The following is a 19974-nucleotide window of genomic DNA, read 5'->3' as shown; positions in this document are numbered from 1 at the left end:
GAGGCTCGTCGAGCCGGCCCCGAATCCCGCCGGCCAGCGGGACCGGTCCGGGCGCGGGTGCCGGGGAGACCGGTCAGGACAGCGCCACCACCTGGAGCGCGACCTCCACGTGCCGGTGGTTCAGTCGGCGGGCCCCGATGCTCAACTCGTCGTCGTCCGCGACGAACTGCACACTGCCGAACGGTCCCGGGCAGCTCACCGACTTCGACCAGCTCTCCGTCACCCCCCGGAGCACCCGAATGTGCAGTTCACCAGGGGTGAGACAGACGTACTGGAGCAGGTAGCGGCCACCCGGGCGGGTGTCGACGGACCAGGTGACGAACCTGCGCTGGTTCAACGTCTCGACCTGCCGCCAGACCGTGCCCGGAAACTGCGGCAGGCTCTGCCCGGCCACCGTCCCGCTCCCCTCGCCGGCCAGGTCCGCCCCGCCGATCCCGGGCGCGACCTCCGAACCGCCGACACCGGACTGCCCCGGCCGGGCCGGCTCCGGCGCCGACCGGACCGACCACCAGCCGCCGACCCCGACCAGCAGCACCGCCGCCGTCGTCAACGCCAACCTGCGCACCGGTCGTCTCCTCCCACCGGTCCGACGGACATCTGTTCAGGAGTCACCTCGGCCGGCCCCGCTGGCCGGCAACGTGCCGTCCGCCCGGGCGCCCCCCGGCCGGAGGTGCAGCAGCGCCGCATAGAGGGTCAGCCCGGGTCCGAACGCGAGCATCACTACGGTACGGGGTGGAACCGCCGCCCGCCGAAGTCGTTCCAGGATGAGCAGGGACGTCGGCGACGAACAGTTGCCGTGGTCGTCGAGTACCGACCGGGAGGTGGCCAGGGCCTCCGGCGGCAGCCCGAGTTCGGACTCCACCACGTTCAGGATCCGCGGGCCGCCCGGATGCACCGCCCAGCCGTCCACCTCGGAGATCCGCCGCCCGTGCCGGGCCAGCAGGTCGGTGACCAGGTCGGACACGTGCGCCGCCAGCACGTTCGGCACCTTCGGCGACAGTCCCATCCGGAACCCGGTGTCGGTCAGCTCCCAGGTCATGTGGTCGGCCGTCGAGGTGTCGGTGACGGCGGTGACCTCGCCGACGGCGTACCCGGGGCGGTTGCCGGGGGCGACCACGGCGGCGACGGCGGCGTCGGAGAAGAGCGCGTGCGAGATGATCTGCTGGGTGTCCATCCGGGCCGTCGAGGGCTGGATGTGCAGGCTGGTCAGCTCGGCGCAGAGCAGCAGCGCCGGCCGGCCCCGGGCGGCGACGAAGTCGTTCGCGGCGGCCAGCCCCGGCAGCGCGGCGTAACACCCCATGTGCCCGACGAACATCCGCTGGGTGTCCGGCGCCATCCCCATGTCCCGGGCCAGCAGGATGTCCAGCCCCGGAGTCGCGTACCCGGTGCACGAGCAGACCACGAAGAGGCCGATCTCCCCGGCCGCCAGGCCGGCGTCGGTCAGCGCCCGGCCGACCGCCTCCTTGCCCAGCGGCAGCGCCTCGATCTGGTACCGGCGCATCCGGCGCTCGGTCGGCCAGTCCGAGACGTCCTCCAGCAGCGGGTTCACCGCCGCCTGCCGGTGCCGTACGCCCGAGTTGACGAAGATCCGTTCGGCGAGCGCCCGGGTCGCCCCGGAGAAGTGCCGTGCGAAGAAGCCCGCCCACAGCTCCTGCTGACTGGCGGCCGGCGGCAGGGCCACACCCATGCCGACGATCACCCCGGAGCCGTCCTGCCCGCTTCCGCTTCCCATCCCGTCCTCCGATCGCGACTGCGCACTCCTGCGCGCTTCGCGCGCCCATCGAGCCCAACCCCCGAGCACGACCTCGGGACTCGCCGGCCGGACGTGCCCGATCGCGGTACGCCGGCCGGTGGTGGTGGTCGTGCGGCCGGTCGGCGACCCCGCGCCCCGGCCTTGCTGTGCGGAGTGGAGGGCAGCGCACACCGTCAGGTACCCCGGCAGCGGGCGGCTCACCACCGGGGTGTCGAGGCGTCCCGGTCCGGGTCGCCGCCGAGCGCGGCGATCCCGAGCCAGTCCGCGCAGACGTCCGAGGTCGCCGGGTGCAGCGAACCGCACCGGGCGTCCCGGTAGAGCCGTTCCAGCGGATGGCCGCGCCGGGTGGCCGAGGTGCCGGCCGCCTCCACCATCGACGCCGCCACCTCGGCCGCGGTCGTACCGGCCAGCAGCTTCGCCCGCCACACCCAGCGGTTCGTCTCGGCGTCGCCCGGCGCCTCGTCGACCCGGCGGGCCGCCTCGGTCACCGCCAGCGTGGCGGCGGCGGTGGCCGCGTCGGCCCGGCCGACCCGGGCGCGTACCGCCGGCAGGCCGGCCAGCCCTCGCGCGGTCAGGTGTTCGACGGCGGCGTCGACCGCTGCCCGGGCCACCCCGACGTAGACGGCCGCGTAGCTGGCCACCAGCCAGTGCGGCATGAGCTGGGCGACCACCAGGGCCAGCCCCTCCACCCCGCCGAGCAGCCGGTCGGCCGGCACGGTCACGTCCAGGTGCAGGTCGTGCGAGGCGGTGGCCCGCATCCCCAGCGAGTCCCAGGTCGGCTCGACGTGCAGCCCGTCCGGCCCGGCCGGTACCAGGAACTGCGACACCACCGACTGGTCGGCGATGCTGCGGGCGGCCACCAGGTAGGCGTCGGCGTGGCCCGCCCCGGAGCAGAAGGTCTTGGCGCCCTTGATGTGGTAGCCGCCGTCCACCGGCTCGTACGTCGTGGTCAGCTTCGACAGCCGGGAGCCGGCGCCGCGCTCGCTCATCGCCACCGCGTACCAGGCGCCGGCCGCCGCCTCGGCGAGCAGCCGGTCCCGGGCCGCCAGCGCCTCGGCGGGTACGCCGAGCGCCTCGGCCAACTCCTCGGTCAGTGCGCCGAGCGCCCCGGTCACCGAGGCGTGCATGTTGAAGACCAGCGCCGTCGCGCCGTTGCCCCGGGCCAGCTCGGTGGCGACCGCCGCGTACCCGGCGAAGGTGGCGCCGAGCCCGCCCAGGTCGGGCGGGACCATCAGGCCGAGCAGCCCGGCCGAGCGAAGGTCGGCGAAGTCCTCGACCGGGAACGTGCCCTCCCGGTCGTGTTCGGCCGCCCGGGCGGCCAGTCGCGGCGCCACCCGGCGTGCCGCTGCGAGCGCGTCCACCGTCATCCGTGTCCTTCCCGCACCGGCCCGGACGGCCGGTGCTGCCGCCCGCCCTACCCCTGCTTGGCCCCCCACCCCTGGTAGAGCACTGCCGCCGACCAGGTCGGCACGATCCGTGGTGCGTCCCCGCCCACCAGGGACACCCCGGCCCGGCGCAGCAGCCAGCGCACCGTCCCCCAGGCCGCCGGCCGTACGCCCCGGACCCGCAGCGCGATCCCGTGCCGGGCGCACTCCCGGATCAACTCCCGGGCGTCCACGAAGAGACGGGGGTCGTGGATTCCCCTGGGTACCCCGGGGAAGAGTTCGGCCACCCGCACCGCCAGCAGCCGGCTCAGCGCGGTGGCGTTGAGGGTGTCCAGCACCAGCGTGCCGCCGGGCCGGAGCAGCCGGGCCGCCTCGGCCACCACCCGGGGCCAGTCGGGTACGTGCTCCAGCACCTCACCGGCGGCCACCACGTCCGCGCAGCCGTCGGCCAGCGGTACCGCCCCGGCGTCGCCGTTGACCGGGGTGACGCCGTGCGCGGCGGCCCGGACCAGCGCGGAGCGGACCAGGTCCACCCCGACGTGCCGGTAGCCCAGGCCGGCCAGCCGGGGGGCGAGCAGTCCGGCGCCGCAGCCGAGGTCGACCAGGGTCGCCCCCGGGCGGGTCGCCGGGGGCACCAGCGCGGCCCGCGCCTGCGCCAGCCAGTGCAGCATGGCGAAGGCGCCGTCCGGCTGCCACCACTCGTCGGCCAGGTCGTCGTACTGCCGGGGGTCGTTGCGCGGCAGCCGGCGGACCCGGCCGCCGGGCGCGGCAACCCCGGCATCCGCCCTGGTCCGCCCTGTCGGCATGGGATCGAGCCTGGCACGACCGAGCGGTAACAACCAGACTTCCCATATGTCGCATGTGGTGTTAGGGCTGGTCCGGGCGAGCCACCCCGAGCCGGCGGTCGCGGTCACCACCGTCTCCGCGCTGCTCGCCTGGGGCGTCGGCCACCCGCCGGGCGGCATCGCGGCGGTGGCCCTGACCGTGCTCGCCAGCCAGCTCGCCATCGGCTGGGTCAACGACCGGCTCGACGCCGACCGGGACGCCGCCGTCGGCCGCCAGGACAAGCCGGTGGCCAGCGGCATGATCGGCCGCCGGACGGTCACGGTGGCCGGGGTACTCGCCGCCGTGCTGACCCCGCTGCCCGCGCTCAGCCTCAACCCGACCGCCGCCGGGGCGGCCACCCTCGCCCTGGTCTCCGCGCTGCTCTACAACTGGCCGCTGAAGTTCACCCCGTTCTCGGTGCTGCCGTACGCGGTCTCGTTCGGGACGTTGCCGGCGTTCGTCGTACTCGGGCTGCCCGGCGTCCCGACCCCGCCAGCCTGGCTGGTCGCGGCGGGTGCGCTGCTCGGCGCCGGGGCGCACTTCGCGAACGTACTGCCGGACCTGGCCGACGACGCCCGGACCGGGGTACGCGGCCTGCCGCACCGGCTCGGCCCGGCCGGCTCCCGGCTGGCCGCCGCCGGACTGCTGCTGGCCGCCACCGCCACGCTGGTGGCCGGGCCGCCCGGGCCGCCGTCCTGGGCCGGCCTGACGGCGGTCGCGGTCGCCGCCGTGGTCCCGGCGGTCGGCTGGTACGCGAGCCGCGCCGCCGCCGCCCGGGGCGAACGCCCGGTGGCCGTCTTCCGGGCCGTGATGCTCGTCGCGCTGATCGATGTCGTGCTGCTGGTGACCAGCGGCCGGGTGGTCTGACCCGTCCCCGCCCTCGGTCGGCACCCCTGCTGCGGAGCCACCCGGGTTACCGGGTCGGCGTACGGGAGCCGATCACCGCCCACTACCCTGGAGCCCGTTGGGCCCGGGTACGGCCACCGTGCCCGTTCCGCCGACCCGGCAAGCGCGACGGCGCCCGGGATCGTACGAAGGAGGACCAGGTGACGCGCTCGATCAGGGGGGCTCGGCGAGCCGCTGCGGTGCTGGCCGGTACGGCAGCCGCCACCACCCTGCTGCTGTCCGGGTGCGGTGCGGGCCAGATCGCCGAGACCGCCGCCAAGGTGCCCACCAGTGTCGGCGCCAACGTGCAGTCGGCCGACAACACCTTCAAGGTCCGCAACCTGTCGATCGACTACCTGAACACCCAGGGCTACCCGGCCGGCGGCGACGCCCCGATGAACGTCGCCCTCTACAACGACTCCGGCGAGACCGTCACGGTGCGGGTCAGCACCACCGGCGCCCGCTCGGTCTCGCTCGCCGGCGCCTCGACCGCGCCGACCCCGGGCGGCACCGTCTCGCCGAGTCCCTCGCCGACCACCGGCAGCCCGTCGCCGGGTGCCACCTCGGGCAGCCCCGAGCCGGGCGGCTCGCCCTCGGCGAACCCGACCGAGGGTGCCGCCGCCAGCCCGTCGCCGACGGCGTCCCCGACGCTGCCGGCCGAGATCCGGATTCCGGCCGGCGGTTTCGTGATCCTGAACAAAGCCGTCGGCAACTGGTTGCAGCTCTCCGGGCTGACCGAGCCGCTGGCGCCGGGTGGCAACATCGAGCTGACCTTCGACTTCGGCGGCACCGTGGTGCCGGCCCGGGCCCCGGTCGCGGTGCCGTTCACCCCGGCCCCGGTCGGTACGCCGGTCACCGGCGAGGACGAGGAGCACGAGTAGGCCGGCAGGCCCCACGAGCCGGTCGGGCACCGGCCCGCACGGCACGCCCACAAGACTGCGAACGACCCGGTCGGCACGATGCCCGGCCGGGTCGTTCGGCTTCCGTCGTACCGATTGGTTAGCGTGCTCGGGTGACGACCAGCCGAGCCACGCCCCGCGCCGCCGCAACCGGGCGCGGTCGCGCCGCGAGCCGTGAGCCCCGCCCCGCCTACGAGTGCGACGCCTGCGGCCACCAGCCGCCGAAGTGGGTCGGCCGATGCCCGGAGTGCGGCGAGTGGGGCGCGGTCGTCGAGTCGACGCTTACCGGTCCCACGGTCTCCGGCCGGGTGGTCAGTTCCCGGGCGCCCGCCGAGCCGGCCCGGCCGATCGCCACCATCAGCGCCGCACCGGCCCGGGCCCGGCCGACCGGGGTGCCCGAGCTGGACCGGGTGCTCGGCGGCGGCCTGGTCCCCGGCGCGGTGGTGCTGCTCGCCGGTGAGCCCGGGGTCGGCAAGTCGACGCTGCTGCTCGACGTGGCGCAGCAGTGGGCGGCCGGCGCCGGCAGCCCGTCGCTGGTGGTCAGCGGCGAGGAGTCGGTGAGCCAGGTACGGCTGCGGGCCGAGCGGATGGGCACCCTGCACGACCAGCTCTACCTGGCCGCCGAGAACGACCTGTCGGCCGTGCTCGGCCACCTCGACGCGGTCAAGCCGGGCCTGCTGGTGCTGGACTCGGTGCAGACCGTCTCCACCCCTGGCACCGAGGGGGTGCCCGGCGGGGTCACCCAGGTCCGGGCGGTCACCGCCGCCCTGGTCGCGGTCGCCAAGGAACGCGGCATCGCCACCGTGCTGGTCGGGCACGTCACCAAGGACGGCCAGGTGGCCGGTCCCCGGGTGCTGGAGCACCTGGTCGACGTGGTGCTGCACTTCGAGGGCGACAAGCACTCCTCGCTGCGGATGGTGCGCGGCGTGAAGAACCGTTTCGGCACCGCCGACGAGGTCGGCTGCTTCGAGATGCACGAGGGCGGGATCAGCAGCCTGGCCGACCCGTCCGGGCTGTTCCTGACCCGGTCCGCCGATCCCGTTCCGGGCACCTGCGTCACGGTGGCGATGGAGGGCCGGCGGGCGCTGGTCACCGAGGTGCAGGCGCTGATCGGCGCGACGGTGGCCGGCTCGCCCCGGCGTACGGTCTCCGGGCTGGACAGCGCCCGGCTGGCGATGGTGCTGGCGGTGCTGCAACGCCGGACGGAGCGACTGACCCTGCACGACCGGGAGGTCTTCGCCGCCACCGTCGGCGGGATCCGGGTGGTCGAGCCGGCGGCCGACCTCGCGGTCGCGCTCGCCGTCGCCTCCGGCGGGCTCAACCTCGCCATCGCGCCGAACCTGGTGGCGATCGGCGAGGTGGGGCTGACCGGCGAGGTGCGCCGGGTCGCCGCCGTGCCCCGCCGGCTCGCCGAGGCGGCCCGGCTCGGGTTCCGGCACGCCCTGGTGCCGACCGGCTGCGGTCCGTCGGCGAGCGGGGTGACGCCGGAGAACATGCGGGTGATGGAAGTCACCGACGTACGATCGGCGCTGCAGTGCGTAGCCCGCGTGTCGGCTGAGTAACCATACGGTCACGCCGGGCTGCGGCTCGTCGAGGCGTGGCATGCTTACGGCCGTCGCCACCTGCGGTCGAGCGGGTCGCCATGCCCGACAAGGCTTGCTATTCAGCTACAAACTGGACACTACCGCCGCCGGTTCCGGACGGTACCGACAGCGCGCCGATGGGAGGAAGCAGGCACAGTGGCACGTCACAGTAACCGCGACAGCACCGAACGCAGGGCGGTCCGTAGAATGTCCGGGTGCCAGTCGACCGCGACGCGAACCGAACCGCCAGCGCGGCTTCCCCTGTCCGCACCAGCGCCGGCGCCTCGGCCCGGCCCGTCGGTGGCGGCATGACCATGAACGGGACGGGGCCGACCGGGGATCCGTTGCGGGCCAACCTGGCCCTGATGGCGCCGGGCACGGCGCTACGGGACGGCCTGGAGCGCATCCTGCGCGGCCGTACCGGCGCCCTGATCGTGCTCGGCTACGACCGGGTCGTCGAGACGCTCTGCACCGGCGGCTTCCCGCTCGACGTCGAGTTCTCCGCGACCCGGGTCCGCGAACTGTGCAAGATGGACGGCGCGGTGGTGCTCTCCAGCGACGGCACCCGGATCGTCCGGGCCGCCGTGCACCTGATGCCCGACCCGTCGATCCCGACCGAGGAGTCCGGCACCCGGCACCGCACCGCCGAGCGGGTCGCCCGGCAGACCGGCTTCCCGGTGATCTCGGTCAGCCAGTCGATGCGGATCATCAGCCTCTACGTCAACGGCCAGCGGCACGTGCTCGACGACTCCGCCGCGATCCTGTCCCGGGCCAACCAGGCACTGGCCACCCTGGAGCGCTACAAGCTGCGCCTCGACGAGGTCTCCGGCACCCTCTCCGCGCTGGAGATCGAGGACCTGGTCACCGTACGGGACGCGGTCGCCGTGGTGCAGCGGCTGGAGATGGTACGCCGGATCGCCGACGAGATCGCCGGTTACGTGGTGGAGTTGGGCACCGACGGCCGGCTGCTCGCCCTCCAACTCGACGAGCTGATGGCCGGCGTCGACGCCGACCGGACGCTGGTGATCCGCGACTACCTGCCGACCGGCCGCAAGGCCCGTACCCTCGACGAGGCCCTGGTCGAGCTGGACCTGCTCACCGCCACCGAGCTGATCGACCTGGTCGCGGTCGCCAAGGCCATCGGCTACCAGGGCGCCTCCGACGCGCTGGACGCGGCGGTCAGCCCGCGCGGGTTCCGGCTGCTCGCCAAGGTGCCCCGGCTGCCGGGGCTGGTGGTCGACCGACTCGTCGGGCACTTCGGCAGCCTGCAACGGCTGCTCGGCGCGACGGTGGAGGACCTACAGGCGGTCGACGGGGTCGGCGACGCCCGGGCCCGGGGCGTACGCGAGGGCCTGTCCCGGCTCGCCGAAGCGTCCATCCTGGAGCGTTACGTCTGACCCTGCCGGCCCGGCGACGATCCGGGCCGAACCACGCCCGAGCCTAGGCGGCAGTCCGGGCCGGTGCCACGTGCCGAGCCCTGGCGACGGTCCGGGCCGAACCACGCCCGAGCCTAGGCGGCGGTCCGGGCCTGTAGTACCAGTCCGAGCCCCGACGACGGTCCGGGCTGTAGTAGGTCTGAGCCTTACCAGCGGTCCGAGCCGAACCACGGTCTGCGCTTTGGAGGCCCGGCGACCGTCCGGGTCGTACGTGCGGCCGGCATCTTGCGTGGTGCCGGTCGCTGGTCGGCTGGTCAGCCGGTGATGGTTATCCGGACCGGTTCGCTGTGCTTGTCACCGAGCCGCCCGAAGAGCTGGTAGGTGCCGGCCGCCGGATAGGGCCCGGCGGCGAGCTGGTTGGCGCACTTGGAGCTCTCCCGGCCGTTCCAGGCGATCGTGTACTCGTTCTCGTGGCTGGGCGGGAACGGCCGTGGGTCGTTGGACCGGACCTCGCTGCACACGTCCGACGACCAGACCTTCCGGGCCCCGGACTTGATGTAGAGCTCCTGGAGGTCGGCACCGACGTCCCGGTTGCAGGTCCGGCCCGACACGTTCTTGATCTTGAGTTTCAACTCGATCGGCTCGCCCCGCTGCGCCGAGGTCTGAGAGGGCACCGGGATCACCGAGATCTCCCGGTCGGTGCACTCGTTGTCGACCGGTGGCGGTGCCGTCGGCACCTGGCCGCCGCCGGCCGGCTCGACGGAGGTCTCCTCCTCGTCGGCGGGCGGCGCGTCGGACGGCTCACCACCACCCGGGCCGCCCGACTCGGGCACACCGGACGGGGACGGGCCGGAGGCCGACGGGTCGACGTGCGGAGTCAGCGTCGGAGACGGCCCAGGGTTGGCTGTTCGGTCCTTTCCTGACTTGCCGGTGTCACCTGTGTTGACGCAGGAGTAGAGCACCACGATCAGGAAGAGCACGAGGGCGCCGAGCACGACGGCTCGACGCCGCCAATACACGGCGGGCGGAAGGGGGCCAACCGTCAGACGCATAATGGTTTCACCGTATCGGCACGCGTGGCGTCGGCCCTCGCGACGCGCCGGGAGCCCGCGACGCCGTATCGGCGCGGAGCCGGGCAGCCGGCCCCGGCCGACCTTCCCGAGCCGGCCCGCCGTCGCTCAAAGGTAGACCTTGCGCTGGTAGACCGCGTGCGCTCCGGCCACTCGGTCCAGGAACAGTCGACCGGCGCAGTGGTCGATCTCGTGCTGTAGCGCCCGGGCCTCGAAGCCGTCGGTGACCAGCCGGACGGCCGTACCGGTGCCGGGCAGGACCCCCCGCACCACGACCCGGCTGGCCCGCTTCACGTCGCCGGTCAGGTCGGGAACCGACATGCAGCCCTCCCGCCCCGGCCGCCAGCGGCTCGCCTCGACCACCTCCGCGTTGCAGAGCACGAAGGTGCCGTGCGAGGTGACGGTCTTCGGATGTCCGGTCACGTCCAGCGCGAAGACCCGGGCCCCGACCCCGACCTGCGGCGCGGCCAGACCGACGCAGCCGGGCGAGACCCGCATCGTGGCCACCAGGTCGGCGGCGAGCCGGACCACGTCGTCGTCGAGGGGGTCGACGGTGTCGCCGGCCCGGCTCAACACCCCGGCCGGCGCGGTCACCACCGGACGGAGCTTGCCCGGGTCACCGAGCGCCGCCAGCGTCCAGTCGCCCAGACCGGAGACCTCGGCCATCCCTGAACCGTCCTCGGCCGTCGTCACAGTAGATCCGAGTCGGCTCGCCGGAGGGTGACCTCCACGTCCAGTCCGGCGGCCACCTCGGCCAGCCGGCCGGCGACATCCTCCGCCGCGTCCGGCCGCAACTCCACCTCCGCCAGCAGCACGTAGAGCGGCCCGGTGAGCCGGGTGGTCAGGTCTGTCACGTTGCCACCGACCTCGGCCAGTACCCGGGTCAGGGCGGCGACGATGCCGAGCCGGTCGGCGCCGTGCACCGCCATCAGGTACGGCTCGCCGAACGGCGTACTCGTCGCCTCGGTGCCGACCTGGCGGACCGTCGCCACCAGCGGGCCGTCCGCGACCACCGGGGCCAGCGCGGCCTCGGCCTCGGCACCGGACGGGCCGACACAGATCAGCGTCATCGCGAAGTGCCCGCGCAACCGGGTCATGGTCGAGTCGGTCAGGTTGGCCCCGAGCCGGGCGAGCGCCTCCGTCACGTCGGCCACGATGCCGGGTCGGTCCGGACCGATGACGGTGATCGCAAGCTCGTTCATCCGGGCAGTCTGCCCGATGACCGGGGCTTTGCGCGGGCCGACCCGGCGCCCGGCCCACGCTCCGGGACGGCGACACCGGTCGCCCGCCGCAACGTCAACGCTTCCCAGGCATCCGCCCCGCCCGCCGGGCTTCCAGGAAACCGCCCGCCTTTCTGCAAGGGGCCCCGCCCGGCTTCCCAGAGAGCCTCCCGCCTTCCCCAGGGGGCCGCCCGCCGGGCTCTCGCCCGCCGGCCTTCCGCAGACAGCCGCCTTCCCGGCTTTCCCGGGGAACCGCCCGGCTTTCCCGGGCGGGCCACCGAGGGGCCGGACTTCCTCGGCGAGACCGACCAGCAGGAGGGAGCCGCCGGGCTTTCCCAGGGCCGCCCCGCCGACCGGACACCCCGGCGGCGCCGGGCGCGGCCGGGCGGCGGGGCATGACAGGATCGACGGCGCCATGTCGACAACGCAGCTCGCCGCCGAGGCCATCCGGTGGTACGACGAGAACGCCCGTGACCTGCCCTGGCGGGAGCCCGGCATCGGAGGCTGGCCGATCCTGGTCAGCGAGGTCATGTTGCAGCAGACCCCGGTGGTGCGGGTACTCCCCGCCTGGCGGGCCTGGCTGACCCGGTGGCCCCGGCCGGCCGACCTGGCCGCCGACACCCCGGCCGAGGCGATCCGGATGTGGGGGCGGCTCGGCTACCCCCGCCGGGCGCTGCGGCTGCACGAGTGTGCGGTGGCCCTGGTGGCGCGGCACGACGGCGAGGTGCCGACCGGGCTCGACGAGTTGCTGGCGCTGCCCGGCGTCGGCGACTACACGGCCAGGGCGGTGGCCGCGTTCGCGTACGGGCGGCGGCATCCGGTGGTGGACACCAACGTACGGCGGCTGGTGGCCAGGGCCGTCGCCGGAGAGCCGGACGCCGGTCCGGCGACCCGTCCGGCCGACCTGGTCGCCACCGAGGCGCTGCTGCCGGCGGCACCCGAGCGGGCCGCCCGGGCCAGTGCCGCGTTCATGGAGTTGGGGGCGCTGGTCTGCACTGCCCGCTCCCCCCGGTGCGTCGACTGTCCACTGGCGGCCCGGTGCGCCTGGCGGGCCTCGGGGCGTACCGCGCCGCCCGGCCCGACCCGCCGTCCGCAGCGGTACGCCGGCACCGACCGACAGGTCCGGGGAAAGCTGCTGGCCGTACTCCGGGAGGCGACCGGTCCGGTGCCCCGGGCCCGGCTGGACCTGGTCTGGTCCGACGACCTGCAACGGTCCCGGGCACTCGCCGGGCTGATCGAGGACGGTCTGGTCGAGATGCTCGACGACACCTGCGTACTCGCCGGCGAGCAGCCGTCCGCCGACGGGTAGCCGTACCGCGAAGACGAATTCGGCCCGGTGGCGACTGCCACCGGGCCGAACCGTTACCGCCTACCTGAGCTGCCGTGCGCCTACTCGTCCGCGCCGGCCGCGGCGGTGTTGCCGAGGTCGGCCGGCACCGCGTCGGGCACCGGGACCGGCTTGTCCGCGCCGCGGAACACCAGCTTGGACTTGTCGACGTTCTCCGGGTCGCCCTCGCAGTCCACGACCACGATCTGGCCCGGGGTCAGCTCGTTGAACAGGATCCGCTCCGACAGGTTGTCCTCGATGTCGCGCTGGATCGTCCGCCGCAGCGGCCGGGCGCCCAGCACCGGGTCGAAGCCCTTCTTCGCCAGGTACTTCTTGGCGTTGTCGGTCAGCTCGAGGCCCATGTCCTTGTTGCGGAGCTGGGTCTCGATCCGCTGGATCATGATGTCCACGATCGAGAGGATCTCGGTCTGGTTGAGCTGGTGGAACACGATCGTGTCGTCGATCCGGTTGAGGAACTCCGGCCGGAAGTGCTGCTTCAGCTCGTCGTTGACCTTCTGCTTCATCCGCTCGTAGTTCGAGTCGGAGTCCTCGGAGGCCTGGAAGCCCATCGAGACCGCCTTGGCCACGTCCCTGGTGCCCAGGTTGGTGGTCAGGATGATGACCGTGTTCTTGAAGTCCACGATCCGGCCCTGGCCGTCGGTCAACCGCCCGTCCTCCAGGATCTGGAGCAGGGTGTTGAAGACGTCCGGGTGGGCCTTCTCGATCTCGTCGAACAGGACCACCGAGAACGGCCGGCGGCGCACCTTCTCGGTGAGCTGGCCACCCTCGTCGTACCCGACGTAGCCGGGGGGCGCCCCGACCAGCCGCGACACGGTGTAGCGGTCGTGGAACTCGGACATGTCGAGCTGGATCAGCGCGTCCTCGCTGCCGAAGAGGAACTCGGCGAGCGCCTTGGAGAGCTCGGTCTTACCGACGCCGGACGGGCCGGCGAAGATGAACGAGCCGGACGGCCGCTTCGGGTCCTTCAGGCCGGCCCGGGTACGCCGGATGGCCTTCGAGACCGCCCTGACCGCGTCCTCCTGGCCGACGACCCGCTTGTGCAGCTCGTCCTCCATGCGGAGCAGCCTGGAGGTCTCCTCCTCGGTGAGCTTGTAGACCGGGATACCGGTCCAGTTCGCCAGCACCTCGGCGATCTGCTCGTCGTCGACCTCGGACACCACGTCCAGGTCGCCGGCCTTCCACTCCTTCTCCCGCTGCGCCTTCTGGCCGAGGAGCTGCTTCTCCTTGTCGCGGAGCTGGGCGGCCCGCTCGAAGTCCTGCGCGTCGATCGCGGACTCCTTGTCGCGGCGCACCTGGGCGATCCGCTCGTCGAAGTCGCGCAGGTCTGGCGGCGCGGTCATCCGGCGGATCCGCATCCGGGCTCCGGCCTCGTCGATCAGGTCGATCGCCTTGTCCGGCAGGAACCGGTCGGAGATGTACCGGTCGGCGAGCGTCGCCGCCGCGACCAGCGCGGCGTCGGTGATGCTCACCCGGTGGTGCGCCTCGTAGCGGTCCCGCAGGCCCTTGAGGATCTCGATGGTGTGCGCCAGCGACGGCTCACCCACCTGGATCGGCTGGAACCGCCGCTCCAGGGCGGCGTCCTTCTCCAGGTGCTTGCGGTATTCGTCCAGCGTCGTCGCGCCGATGGTCTGCAGCTCGCCACGGGCCAGCATCGGCTTGAGGATGCTCGCCGCGTCGATCGCGCCCTCGGCGGCACCCGCACCCACCAGGGTGTGGATCTCGTCGATGAACAGGATGATGTCGCCGCGGGTGCGGATCTCCTTGAGCACCTTCTTGAGGCGCTCCTCGAAGTCACCGCGGTATCGCGAGCCGGCGACCAGGGCACCCAGGTCAAGCGTGTAGAGCTGCTTGTCCTTGAGCGTCTCCGGCACCTCGCCCTTGATGATCCGCTGGGACAGCCCCTCGACGACCGCGGTCTTGCCGACCCCGGGCTCGCCGATCAGGACGGGGTTGTTCTTGGTACGGCGGGAGAGCACCTGCATCACCCGCTCGATCTCCTTCTCCCGGCCGATGACCGGGTCGAGCTTGCCCTCCCGGGCGGCCTGGGTGAGGTTGCGGCCGAACTGGTCCAGCACGAGGCTGGTCGACGGCGCGGCCTCGCCCGGCGCGGTGCCGGCGGCGGCCGGCTCCTTGCCCTGGTAGCCGGAGAGGAGCTGGATGACCTGCTGGCGGACCCGGTTGAGGTCGGCGCCGAGCTTCACCAGCACCTGGGCGGCGACGCCCTCGCCCTCGCGGATCAGGCCGAGCAGGATGTGCTCCGTACCGATGTAGTTGTGGCCGAGCTGCAACGCCTCGCGCAGCGACAGCTCCAGCACCTTCTTGGCCCGCGGCGTGAACGGGATGTGCCCGCTCGGCGCCTGCTGGCCCTGACCGATGATCTCCTCGACCTGCTGGCGGACGCCCTCCAGGGAGATGCCGAGGCTCTCCAGGGCCTTTGCCGCCACGCCCTCACCCTCGTGGATGAGGCCGAGGAGGATGTGCTCCGTACCGATGTAGTTGTGGTTGAGCATCCGGGCTTCTTCTTGAGCCAGGACGACAACCCGCCGCGCTCGGTCGGTGAACCGCTCGAACATGCCCTCGTGCTCCTCACGTGCCGTGCGCACTCGATCTTGATGGTCCAAGCATCGTGGCGGGGCCACCACCCGGACGTCCGGGGCGGACGACCGTGCTCCCTTACTCTATCGCCGCGAGCCGACTCTCCTGAGGTCGTGTGTTCCCGGAATGAGCCACGTACGCGACGTTTTTCCCAACCGCCCACGCTCAGCGATGCTTCCCAGACCATCCGCTGTACGCGCAGAGCGAAATTCGAGCCCCCGCCCGGGCGACGCGGCCCCGCGTCATCCACAGGCTGTGGACAACTTCGTCCACCGGCTGTGGACAACGCCTGGGCCGCCAGGATGTTCCCGGGTCACGAACCGGACACTCCCGTCAATCATCCCATACAGCCCAAGATGCCAAAAACGCGTGGGGTGGGTGGACGACCGGTCGTCCGTACCCACCCCACGCGGGGGTCACGAAAGTACCCGCGCCTAGCGGCCCGCCTTCGCGTGGTACTCGTCGACGATCTCCTGGGGGATGCGCCCACGGTCGGAGATGTCCTTGCCTTCCTTCTTGGCCCAGGCCCGGATCGCCTTGTTCTGCTCGCGGTCGGCGGTGGCGCCACCCCGCCCCCGTGCGGCACGACCGCCGACCACCACGCCGCCGCGACCCACCTTCGAGCCGGCCGCCACGTACGGGGCGAATAGGTCCCGCAATTTGCCCGCGTTCTTGTCCGACAGGTCGATCTCGTACTGCACGCCGTCGAGCGAGAACTTGACGGTCTCGTCCGCGTCTCCGCCGTCCAGGTCATCGACCAGCTTGTGAATGATCTGCTTGGCCACGTGTCGCTATCCTTTCGAGCAGGTTCTCCGCAAACAAGAGCACAATAGCCCGCTAGATGCTTGCTCCGTCAATAGGACGGCGAAACTACGCGAGAGGTTGGGCGGCGGGAACTACTCGGGGCGGACCATCGGGAAGAGGATCGTTTCCCGAATTCCGAGGCCGGTGAGGGCCATCAGCAGCCGGTCGATTCCCATTCCCATGCCTCCGAGCGGCGGCATTCCGTACTCCATGGCCCGCAGGAAGTCCTCGTCGAGCCGCATCGCCTCGTCGTCGCCCTTGGCCGAACGCTGCGCCTGGGCGACCAGCCGCTCGCGCTGCACCACCGGGTCGATCAGCTCCGTGTAGCCGGTGGCCAGCTCGAAACCGAGCACGTAGAGGTCCCATTTCGAGGTGAGGCCCGGCTCCTCCGGGTGCGCCCGCACCAGTGGGCTGGTCTCTTCCGGGTAGTCCCGGACGAAGGTGGGCTGGCGCAACGAGGGGACCACCAGTTCCTCGAAAAGCTCCTCGGCGAGCTTGCCCGGACCCCACTTGGGATCGACCGCCAGGCCGACCTTTTCCGCGTAGCGCACCAGGTCGGCCATGCCGGTGCGGACCGTCACCTCCTCGCCGAGGGCCTCGGAAAGGGTGCCGTAGAGCGTCACCGACGGCCACTGCCCGCCCACGTCGAACTCGGTCCCGTCGGCGTGCGTCACCACATGCGACCCGGTTGCCGCGACGGCGGCCCGCTGGACCAGGTCACAGGTGAGGGACGCCATAGTGTCATAGTCACCGTACGCTTCGTACGCCTCGAGCATCGCGAACTCGGGCGAGTGGGAAGAGTCGACCCCCTCATTACGGAAGTTACGGTTGATCTCGAAGACCCGGTCGATGCCGCCGACCACCGCCCGCTTGAGAAAAAGCTCGGGGGCGATTCGCAGATACAGATCCGTGTCTAACGCATTGCTGTGCGTCACGAATGGCCTGGCCGTGGCCCCGCCCGGCAGCGGTTGCAGCATGGGGGTTTCCACTTCGACGAAACTCCGGTCGTGCAGCGAATCGCGCAGACTACGCAGCGTCGCCGCCCTGGTGCGTACCATCTCGCGGGCCCGGGGCCGCACGATCAGGTCCACATAACGCTGCCGGACCCGGGCCTCCTCGCTAAGCGGCTTGTGTGCCACCGGCAGCGGCCGGAGCGCCTTCGCGGTCAGCTCCCAGGAATCGGCGAGCACGGAAAGCTCACCGCGCCGGCTGGTAATCACCTCACCGGTCACCCCGACGTGGTCGCCGAGGTCGACCAGACGCTTCCAGGTGTCGAGCCGGTCCTGACCGACCCGGTCCAGCGAGAGCATTGCCTGGAGTTCGGTGCCGTCGCCGTCCCGCAGGGTCGCGAAACAGAGCTTTCCGGTGTTGCGTACGAAGATGACCCGGCCGGTGACCGCCGCGACGTCCCCACTCGGGGTGTCGGTCGGCAGATCCGCGTAACGGGCCCGGATCTCTGCCAGCGTCGCGGTACGCGGATATCCGGTCTGGTACGGCTCGACGCCCTCGGCGAGCATGCGGTCCCGCTTCTCCCGGCGCACCCGCATCTGCTCGGGAAGGTCGTCCACGGGATCGGCGGGGTTCGGGATCTGCTGGCTCACGGCATGCTTCCTCGGGGAATGTGTGATCGGCGGAGTTCGGCCCCGAGCGTACTCAAGTGCCGGGGCGGCGGGGCACTGGATAACCTTCGACCCATGGTCGATCAACTGCACGCGCTCTCCTTCGGCGTCGCCGCGGACGCCTACGACAGGTACCGGCCGAGCTATCCGGAGCCGGCGATCGACTGGGCGGTCGGCCGATCCGCGCCGGCCCGGGTGGTCGACCTGGGCGCCGGCACCGGCATCCTGACCCGGGTGCTGCTGGGCCTGGGCCACGACGTGACGCCCGTCGAGCCGGACCCGGGGATGCGGGCCAGGCTCGACGCCGCCACCCCGGGCACGGTGGCGCTGGCCGGCTCGGCCGAGCGGGTGCCGCTGCCGGACAACTCGGTGGACGCGGTCGTCGCCGGGCAGGCGTACCACTGGTTCGACCAGCCGGCGGCGCACGCCGAGGGGGCCCGGCTGGTGCGCCCCGGCGGGACGTACGCGGCGGTCTTCAACCACCGGGACGAGTCGGTGCCGTGGGTGGCCGAACTGACCGCGATCACCGTCGAGGTGCTCGGCGGGCGCGGCGCCCGGGACGACGGATCCGGGATCGACGGGTACGGCCCCGGGTTCGGGCCGGTGGAGCGGGCCGAGTTCCGGCACGAGATGACGCTCACCCCGGAGACGTTGGTCGGGATGATCAGCACCCGTTCCTACTACCTAACCGCCGGGCCCGAGCGGCAGCGGGAGGTGGCGGCGCGGATCCGGGAACTGACCACGAACCATCCGGACCTGGCCGGACGGGAGAGCTTTCCGTTGCCGTACCGGACGCTGGTCTTCCGGGGCCGCCGACGCTGAACCGGCCGGCGGACCCTCGCACGGTCGCGACCGGCGGGGCGGGCGCCGCGACCGGCCGGCGGCGGCCGACCGGGACGTGGCGGTCAGCGGTTGCGGTCGTAGACCATCCGCAGCCCGATCAGGGTGATCATCGGCTCGTGGTGGGTGATCGTCCTGCACTCGCCGATCACCAGCGGCGCCAGCCCGCCGGTGGCGATCACCGCCCGCACCTCGCCCAGCTCCTCGACCATCCGCTCCACGATCCGGTCCACCTGGCCGGCGAAGCCGAAGTACATCCCGGCCTGGAGACACTCCACGGTGTTCTTGCCGATCACCGAGCGGGGCACCGCCGGCTCGACCTTGCGCAACTGCGCCGCCCGGGCGGCCAGCGCGTCGAACGAGATCTCGATGCCGGGCGCGAACGCGCCGCCGAGGAACTCGCCCCGGCCGCTGATCACGTCGAAGTTGGTGGTGGTGCCGAAGTCGACCACGATCGACGGCCCGCCGTAGAGGGTGTACGACGCCAACGTGTTCACCACCCGGTCGGCGCCGACCTCCTTCGGGTTGTCGATCGCCAACTGCACCCCGGTCTTCACCCCCGGCTCGACGATCAGGCTGGGGATGTCCGTGTAGTAGCGGGCCAGCATCGTACGCAGCGAGCGCAGCGCCGCCGGCACCGTCGAGCAGGCGGCCACGCCGGTGATCTCCACCGCGTCGCCGGCCAGCAGTCCGCGCAGCTTCAGGCCCAGCTCGTCGGCGGTCGACCGGGCGTCGGTCTTGATCCGCCACGAGTGCACCAGCTTCTCGCCCTCGAACGTGGCAAGCACGGTGTTGGTGTTACCGATGTCGATACAGAGCAGCATGTCGTCAGTCCCGGGCCCCGAGTCGTGGCGCGTCCCGCCGCTACGCGGCGCGCGAGCGGAGGTCCAGTGCGATGTCCAAGATAGGCGAGGAGTGGGTCAGCGCCCCAACCGACAGGTAGTCCACGCCGGTCGCCGCGTACTCGGCGGCGGTCTCCAGGGTCAGCCCGCCGGTCGCCTCCAGCTCCGCCCGGTCGCCGACCGTCGTCACCACCTCGGCCAGCAGTGCCGGGGACATGTTGTCGCAGAGCAGGAAGTCCGCACCCGCCTCCACCGCCTCCAGCGCCTCGGCCACCGTGGTCACCTCGACCTGGACCGGCACCGCCGGGAACGCCTCCCGGACCCGCCGGTACGCCGGTGCGATGCCGCCGGCCGCCAGCTTGTGGTTGTCCTTGATCATCGCCACGTCGTACAGCCCGAGGCGCTTGTTGGCGCCGCCGCCGGCCCGGACGGCGTACTTCTCCAGCGGGCGCAGCCCCGGGGTGGTCTTCCGGGTGTCCAGCACGGTCGCCTTGCTGCCGGCCAGCGCCTCGACCCAGGCCCGGGTGTGCGTCGCCACCCCGGACATCCGGCAGAGCAGGTTCAGCGCCGTCCGCTCGGCGGTGAGCAGTCCCCTGGTCGGCCCGGTCACCGTGGCCAACACGTCCCCCTCGGCGACCTCGGCACCGTCGGCGGCCACCGGCAGCACCCGTACGCCCGCGCCGCCGGCCAGCTCGAAGACGGCCGCCGCGACGGCCAGCCCGGCCAGCACCCCGTCGGCCCGGGCCACCACGTCGGCGGTGTCGACCTGCGTGTCCGGGATGGTGGCCACACTCGTCACGTCCAGCCGCTCCGGCCCCAGGTCCTCGGCGAGCGCCGCCCCGGCGATCCGTGCCACCTCCGCCGGGTCGAGCCCGGCGTCCCGCAACGCCCGAGCGGTCGGGTCCGTCAGTCGCGTGGTCGGGTCCGTCG

At 72.7% G+C, this 19974-nt stretch carries 18 protein-coding genes; 6 read left to right on the top strand and 12 right to left on the bottom strand.

The window, feature by feature from the left end; genetic code table 11:
• Positions 1 to 73: 73 nt before the first annotated feature.
• The 4 genes from Pen02_RS00985 to Pen02_RS00970 form a co-directional block, all read right to left on the bottom strand.
• Positions 74 to 565 (bottom strand): DUF6023 family protein, encoded by a 492-nt coding sequence (locus tag Pen02_RS00985; RefSeq protein WP_203863955.1) that lies wholly within the window; start codon positions 563 to 565, stop codon positions 74 to 76.
• Between the two features lie 36 nt (positions 566 to 601).
• Positions 602 to 1732: a type III polyketide synthase gene (locus Pen02_RS00980; RefSeq protein ID WP_203863954.1), complete on the bottom strand. Its 1131-nt coding sequence runs from the start codon at positions 1730 to 1732 to the stop codon at positions 602 to 604.
• A gap of 218 nt (positions 1733 to 1950) precedes the next feature.
• Positions 1951 to 3120: an acyl-CoA dehydrogenase family protein gene (locus Pen02_RS00975; RefSeq protein ID WP_203863953.1), complete on the bottom strand. Its 1170-nt coding sequence runs from the start codon at positions 3118 to 3120 to the stop codon at positions 1951 to 1953.
• Positions 3121 to 3167: 47 nt separating this feature from the next.
• Entirely contained in the window at positions 3168 to 3944 is a 777-nt protein-coding gene (locus tag Pen02_RS00970) for a methyltransferase domain-containing protein (protein ID WP_203863952.1), read from the bottom strand.
• On the opposite strand from Pen02_RS00970, the gene Pen02_RS00965 reads away from it, so the two are divergent.
• The 4 genes from Pen02_RS00965 (at position 3943) to disA (ending at position 8727) form a co-directional block, all read left to right on the top strand.
• Entirely contained in the window at positions 3943 to 4830 is an 888-nt protein-coding gene (locus Pen02_RS00965; RefSeq protein WP_372445535.1) for a UbiA family prenyltransferase, read from the top strand. The two genes, Pen02_RS00970 and Pen02_RS00965, sit on opposite strands and share 2 nt — an antisense overlap.
• A gap of 179 nt (positions 4831 to 5009) precedes the next feature.
• The gene (locus tag Pen02_RS00960; protein ID WP_203863950.1) at positions 5010 to 5729 is read left to right on the top strand and encodes an RAD23 family protein; all 720 of its coding nucleotides are present in this window, start codon (positions 5010 to 5012) and stop codon (positions 5727 to 5729) included.
• Positions 5730 to 5860: 131 nt separating this feature from the next.
• Positions 5861 to 7309, top strand: coding sequence for a DNA repair protein RadA (radA, locus tag Pen02_RS00955; protein ID WP_203863949.1), 1449 nt, complete (start codon positions 5861 to 5863; stop codon positions 7307 to 7309).
• A gap of 236 nt (positions 7310 to 7545) precedes the next feature.
• On the top strand, positions 7546 to 8727 hold the full coding sequence (gene disA, locus Pen02_RS00950; protein ID WP_203863948.1) for a DNA integrity scanning diadenylate cyclase DisA: 1182 nt from the start codon (positions 7546 to 7548) through the stop codon (positions 8725 to 8727).
• A gap of 293 nt (positions 8728 to 9020) precedes the next feature.
• Here disA and Pen02_RS00945 read toward each other — a convergent pair whose 3' ends face one another.
• From Pen02_RS00945 to Pen02_RS00935, 3 genes are all read right to left on the bottom strand, one after another.
• Positions 9021 to 9701 (bottom strand): hypothetical protein, encoded by a 681-nt coding sequence (locus Pen02_RS00945; RefSeq protein WP_372445534.1) that lies wholly within the window; start codon positions 9699 to 9701, stop codon positions 9021 to 9023.
• A 183-nt stretch (positions 9702 to 9884) separates the two neighbouring features.
• Entirely contained in the window at positions 9885 to 10442 is a 558-nt protein-coding gene (locus Pen02_RS00940) for a peptide deformylase (RefSeq protein WP_203863946.1), read from the bottom strand.
• A 23-nt stretch (positions 10443 to 10465) separates the two neighbouring features.
• Complete coding sequence (locus Pen02_RS00935) at positions 10466 to 10978, bottom strand: glycine cleavage system transcriptional repressor (protein ID WP_203863945.1); 513 nt, start codon at positions 10976 to 10978, stop codon at positions 10466 to 10468.
• 433 nt (positions 10979 to 11411) lie between these two features.
• Here Pen02_RS00935 and Pen02_RS00930 point away from each other — a divergent pair, with 433 nt between their 5' ends.
• Positions 11412 to 12305, top strand: a complete 894-nt coding sequence (locus Pen02_RS00930; protein WP_203863944.1) for an iron-sulfur binding domain-containing protein — start codon at positions 11412 to 11414, stop codon at positions 12303 to 12305.
• An 80-nt stretch (positions 12306 to 12385) separates the two neighbouring features.
• Here Pen02_RS00930 and Pen02_RS00925 read toward each other — a convergent pair whose 3' ends face one another.
• The 3 genes from Pen02_RS00925 to lysS all read right to left on the bottom strand — a co-directional run bounded on the left by Pen02_RS00925 (position 12386) and on the right by lysS (position 17290).
• Positions 12386 to 14917: an ATP-dependent Clp protease ATP-binding subunit gene (locus Pen02_RS00925; protein ID WP_203864302.1), complete on the bottom strand. Its 2532-nt coding sequence runs from the start codon at positions 14915 to 14917 to the stop codon at positions 12386 to 12388.
• A gap of 456 nt (positions 14918 to 15373) precedes the next feature.
• Entirely contained in the window at positions 15374 to 15724 is a 351-nt protein-coding gene (locus Pen02_RS00920) for a histone-like nucleoid-structuring protein Lsr2 (protein WP_192766542.1), read from the bottom strand.
• A gap of 111 nt (positions 15725 to 15835) precedes the next feature.
• Positions 15836 to 17290, bottom strand: coding sequence for a lysine--tRNA ligase (gene lysS / locus Pen02_RS00915; RefSeq protein WP_372445550.1), 1455 nt, complete (start codon positions 17288 to 17290; stop codon positions 15836 to 15838).
• A gap of 147 nt (positions 17291 to 17437) precedes the next feature.
• Here lysS and Pen02_RS00910 point away from each other — a divergent pair, with 147 nt between their 5' ends.
• Positions 17438 to 18184 (top strand): class I SAM-dependent methyltransferase, encoded by a 747-nt coding sequence (locus Pen02_RS00910; protein WP_203863942.1) that lies wholly within the window; start codon positions 17438 to 17440, stop codon positions 18182 to 18184.
• Between the two features lie 83 nt (positions 18185 to 18267).
• Here Pen02_RS00910 and Pen02_RS00905 read toward each other — a convergent pair whose 3' ends face one another.
• Together Pen02_RS00905 and nadC are read right to left on the bottom strand one after the other, a co-directional pair.
• A complete protein-coding gene (locus Pen02_RS00905; RefSeq protein ID WP_203863941.1) occupies positions 18268 to 19026 on the bottom strand; it encodes a type III pantothenate kinase in 759 nt (252 codons plus the stop codon).
• Positions 19027 to 19066: 40 nt separating this feature from the next.
• On the bottom strand, positions 19067 to 19954 hold the full coding sequence (gene nadC / locus Pen02_RS00900; RefSeq protein WP_203864301.1) for a carboxylating nicotinate-nucleotide diphosphorylase: 888 nt from the start codon (positions 19952 to 19954) through the stop codon (positions 19067 to 19069).
• Between the last annotated feature and the right edge of the window lie 20 nt (positions 19955 to 19974).

It is taken from the genome of Plantactinospora endophytica, assembly GCF_016862915.1.
GTDB lineage: Bacteria > Actinomycetota > Actinomycetes > Mycobacteriales > Micromonosporaceae > Plantactinospora > Plantactinospora endophytica.
Note: the sequence above shows the minus strand (reverse complement) of the source record. Positions and strands in the feature narration are given on the sequence as shown.